The 4,702-nt window shown below is 51.8% G+C and carries 5 protein-coding genes; all 5 read left to right on the plus strand.

Annotated elements, in window-relative coordinates:
- Positions 1 to 43 precede the first annotated feature (43 nt).
- Positions 44 to 262 carry a response regulator gene (locus EKO24_RS00630; RefSeq protein ID WP_479680433.1) on the plus strand — a complete coding sequence of 73 codons (219 nt, stop codon included), beginning with the start codon at positions 44 to 46 and terminating at the stop codon, positions 260 to 262.
- On the plus strand, positions 171 to 905 hold the full coding sequence (locus EKO24_RS00635; protein ID WP_143733131.1) for an Hpt domain-containing protein: 735 nt from the start codon (positions 171 to 173) through the stop codon (positions 903 to 905). The genes EKO24_RS00630 and EKO24_RS00635 overlap by 92 nt, the downstream gene beginning before the upstream one ends.
- A gap of 73 nt (positions 906 to 978) precedes the next feature.
- Positions 979 to 1,803: an outer membrane protein OmpK gene (locus EKO24_RS00640; RefSeq protein WP_241674342.1), complete on the plus strand. Its 825-nt coding sequence runs from the start codon at positions 979 to 981 to the stop codon at positions 1,801 to 1,803.
- A gap of 11 nt (positions 1,804 to 1,814) precedes the next feature.
- Positions 1,815 to 3,116 (plus strand): ABC transporter substrate-binding protein, encoded by a 1,302-nt coding sequence (locus EKO24_RS00645; RefSeq protein ID WP_206667182.1) that lies wholly within the window; start codon positions 1,815 to 1,817, stop codon positions 3,114 to 3,116.
- A 22-nt stretch (positions 3,117 to 3,138) separates the two neighbouring features.
- On the plus strand, positions 3,139 to 4,702 hold a 1,564-nt coding region (locus EKO24_RS22730), incomplete at its 3' end, for a PAS domain S-box protein (protein WP_143733132.1).

Consider the following 4,702-nt stretch of genomic DNA (forward strand, 5'->3'; position numbering starts at 1 on the left):
TTTGGCCGGCATCCAGGTCGAGATCGCCGAGAACGGCCTGGATGTGCTCGCGCTATTGGAGCGGGAGGCTTTCGATGCGGTGTTGATGGACGTGCATATGCCGGCCATGGACGGCTTTGAAGCGACCAAGCAGATCNAAAGAGGAACGCGAGCGCTGCTTTGCTGCCGGCATGAACGACTTCATCGCCAAGCCGATCAACCCGAAAAAACTGATGTGGACGCTGGTCAAATGGATCCAGCCGTCGCTACCGGCAAGCCCTGAACCAGCCGGCCCCGCGCCCCGCGCCGAACAGTTGACGATGGCGGAACTGCCGGGTTTCGATTTGCGCAACCTGTTGGAGATGATCGGCCACAATCAGGAACTGGCGATCCGCTTGCTGTTGACGTTCAGCGACAACTGCCGGGGCTTGCCGGAGGAAATCGAAGCCTTGATTGCGGTCAAAGACTGGGCTGCGGCCCAAGAGCGGGTGCACAAACTCAAAGGCGCGGCCGGCACGATCGGCGCGATGGCGCTTCATGCCGCTTCCGAAGCCCTGGAAGCGGAGTTGAAACAAGGAGGGGTGGCCTTGAGTCTTGAGCACTTCCGGGCGGTTGCCGAGCAGACTTTAGCGGCGCTCGCCGCCTTGTCCAGGCCGGAAGAGGTGCTGCCGGACAACGGCGGCGACCGCGACGCGCTGAACCTTGCAGCCGCCGGGTTGGACCAGCGGCTGCAAGACAACGACTTTATTCCCGATGCGTTGCTGGGCACGCTCAAGCCGCACCTGTCCATCGAGCAATTGGAGCTGTTTGCCCGTTTGCGCCGGCAGATTAGCGACCTTCACTACGACCAAGCCCGCCGGACTTTGCGCCAACTTGCCGAACTACCGGATATTCAGGAGATACAAGACGATGTAAGCGATCAGTAAAAAGCATGAGTCTTTGCATTTTTGTGGGAGCCGCTGTATCGCTGCCGCGACAACAATAAAACAGCAGAAAGAAATGAAAAATATGCACCACAGCCGTCCAATAAATCAGAACCGGAAAAATGTGTCGAAGCCTTTACTTTACTACGCTTTAGTCCAATCTCTCTTTATTTGGCCTATCAACGCACAAGCGGAACTGTTCGATTGGAGCGCTACCGAGATTCAATATTTGCATGGCGACGGTTATCGAATGCCCAAGAACGCCAACGACATCAGCCGCTCGATTATCACCTTAAGCCATGTCGACGGCTGGGCGCTGGGACGTAACTTCTTTTTCATGGATACGTTGATTTCGGATCATGGCGAGCCTTCGCAAGTGAACCTGTACGGCGAATTTTACAGCTATTTAAGTTTGAGCAAGATGACGGGAAAAAACTTGTCTTATGGTTTATTCAAGGACTTGAACGTCACCGCCGGGGTCAATGCCGGCGAAAATCTGGACAGCGATTTTAGCGGCACCCGTGTGATCTTGTATGGTTTTACAGTCGATTTTAACGTACCGGGTTTTAAGATGTTCACCGTCGACGTCTTGCGGCATGATATTCTGGAACCGGTTTCTTTAGGAAGCTCCTGGCAAATTACCCCGTGCTGGAAACTTCCTTTCACGCTGTTCGGCACGCATTGGAGCTTGGAAGGTTTTGCCGATTTTATCGGTCCTAAAGGTCCTCGCTATGCCGGCAATGTCTTGGCACAGCCGCAAATACGCTTGGATGTGGGCGACTTTTTCGGCGTCAGCAATCGCCTTTTTGCCGGAATCGAATATCAGTATTGGAACAATAAATATGGTGTTAAAGGATTGCATGAAAGTTTGCCGCAAGCCTTGTTGGTTTGGAAGTTTTGAGAGTTTATACGATGCGTAAATTAGCTAAAGCTGAGTTGAGCGGCGCGTCCGCTCATACGAAACTTATGCCCTTTGGGTATAAAGCTGAGTTGAGCGGCATGTCCGCTCATACGAAACTTATGCCCTTTGGGTATAACTTAATTTTATCGATAAGCCTGTTTTGCTGCGGAATCGCGCTGGCGCAGCCGCAACCGGTCTACCTGGGGCTGGACGCTGAATTCGGCTACAAAGGCAGCACCTCGGCGGAAGCCATTGAAAGCGGCATTTTGATCGCTATCGACGAAATCAATAAAGCCGGCGGCGTATTAAAAGGCCGTCCGCTGGAATTATTAAAATATGCCAATCATTCCGTACCTGCGCGCAGTGTGGCCAATATTGAAGAATTGGCGGCCAATCCCGATGTAGCGGCGGTATTTTGCGGCCGTTTCAGTCCGACCGTACTGGATTCGTTGGCGACAATCCACCAGCGACGGATACCTATGCTGGACCCTTGGGCGGCTGCTGACGGCATCGTCGACAATAACTATCAACCGAATTATGTATTCCGTCTTTCGCTACGCGATAGTTGGGCAATGCAGGCAATGATTCCCTACGCCGGCATTAAAAACGCCCACGACATCGGTTTATTGTTGTTGAATACCAGTTGGGGACGCAGCAACCAAAAGGCCGCGGAAACTTACCGGCAGCAGCACCCGGAATACCGGATTGTCGCCACGCATTGGTATAACTGGTCGGATGAATCCTTGTTGGAAAAATATATGGCGCTTTATCAGGCCGGCGCTCAGGCGATTATTATGGTCGGCAATGCCGACGATGCCGTTAAGCTGATACACGCCGAAGCCAGCCTTCCATCATCGCAGCGTTTACCTATCATCATTCATTGGGGAATTACCGGCGGCGACTTTTTCAATATGGCCGGCAGCCGCTTGCAAGAGGTCGATTTGTCTGTTGTGCAAACTTACAGCTTCCTCGGCAAAAAGGATGTCGCGGCTCAACGCGTAGCGGAGGCGGCCAAGCGTTTATATAACGTTGCCGATGTGCGTCAGTTACCGTCGCCGGTCGGTATCGCCCATGCTTACGAATTAACGCATATTTTAGCGAAAGCGATTAACCAGGCCGGCGTTCTGGATAGGGCAAAAATCCGCGACGCGTTGGAACACATTAAGAGCTATGCCGGCTTAATTAAAACTTATCGGCCGCCCTTTACCGCCGCTCGCCATGATGCGTTAGATTTAAAAGATGTCTTTATGGCCAGGTATGCGGCGGACGGTGCTATCGAACCCGTGCCGGCAGTCGGTCAACGGCGCCAGTAGCGTTTATTGGTAAGGTTGCAAAATGCGCAGATTGCGATATTGGTTTCGCCATAGCCTGGCTAACCGGATTATGGTTTATGCTTTATTTTCGATACTGATCTTCAGCTTGATCGTCGGCGGCGGTTCTTTTCTGGTGGTGCATCGGCTTTTCCAGCAACAAATCAAAGCGCAATTGCGCACGGATTTGCAGCGTACCTCGCTGGAGTTTCAGCACTTGCTCGGCGATTCGATCCTTATGTTGCAACAGTTGGCAAATAATCCGTTGCTGGCTAATGCCTTGGTTGATTCGGTCGGGCGAGAAACTTATCTGGAACCTTTTTTTATGGAACAGCGGTTGGCAAAACAACCATATACGGATTTGCTATTGATTGATTTTCGCGGCCAGACCTTACTGTCCACAAATCCTTCCCTAAAACATGAGGACCACGACAAGTCACTGATTGCCCGCGTTCTTACTGAACATATTCCGGTTGCGGCAATCAGCCCGGATAATGTATTGGTCGTAGCTCATCCGATCATATTTCCCGTCACCGGCACAACAGAAGGTGCTCTCGTTTACCGGGTGCATTTGGAACAATTGGTCCAAGCTATCGGCAAACAGTTGAAGGTGCGATTTAGCCTTAATTTTCAAGACAATAATGTAACGAGCGAGCCGTTAAATAAAGAAAGCCTGATCGAGTTGGATGAAGGTTTGGCTTTAGCGCCCCCTCTCGACCGTTTAGCATTCAAAATCACAGTTGCACAATTGCGGGACCAAGTCTTGGCGCCGTTATATACAATGATACGTTGGTACACTGTGCTGGCGGTCATATTGCTGCTGGCGGCTATTTGGTTAGCGCGCGGTATAGCCCGTCACGTAACCTCCGGATTACTGACACTGGTTAACGATGCCAATGCGATAACGCGCGCCGATGACTTGGCCGACCATTTAATGGTTGTTCAAAGCGAGGATGAAATCGGGCGGCTGGCGTTAGCGCTGAACCATTTAATCAAGCGCTTGCACCAGTTTTATTTGGGCCTGGAAGACAAAGTTAACGAGCGCACGCTTGCGTTGATTCAAGCCGAGGCTACCGCGCGGCAAACATCGAACTATGCCAGAAGCCTGATAGAAGCCAGTTTGGACCCTTTGGCAACGATTAGCGCACAAGGCAAAATCACCGACGTTAACCAGGCCTCCGAGCGCGTAACCGGTATTTCCCGCGAACGGCTTATCGGCAGCGACTTTGCCGACTATTTCACCGATCCGCTTAGCGCTCGGCAAGGCTATCGGCAAGTTTTCTCCGTCGGGCAATTGACCGATTACCCGCTGACTATACGTCATGTTTCCGGGCAATTGACCGAAGTCGTCTATAACTTTTCCGTTTATTACAATGAAGATAATGAAGTAGAGGGCATATTCGCCGCAGCGCGCGATGTTACCCGCCAAAAACAGATTGAAGAGGAGTTGCAGCAAGCGAAAACGCTGGCCGAATCGGCGAATCATGTAAAAAGTGATTTTCTCGCCAACATGTCTCATGAAATCCGCACGCCGATGAATGCGATCATCGGCCTGTCGCAACTGGCCCTGAACAAGGAAATCAGCCCGG

The sequence above is a fragment of the Candidatus Methylobacter oryzae genome, assembly GCF_003994235.2.
In the GTDB taxonomy this organism is placed as follows: Bacteria; Pseudomonadota; Gammaproteobacteria; order Methylococcales; family Methylomonadaceae; genus Methylobacter_A; species Methylobacter_A oryzae.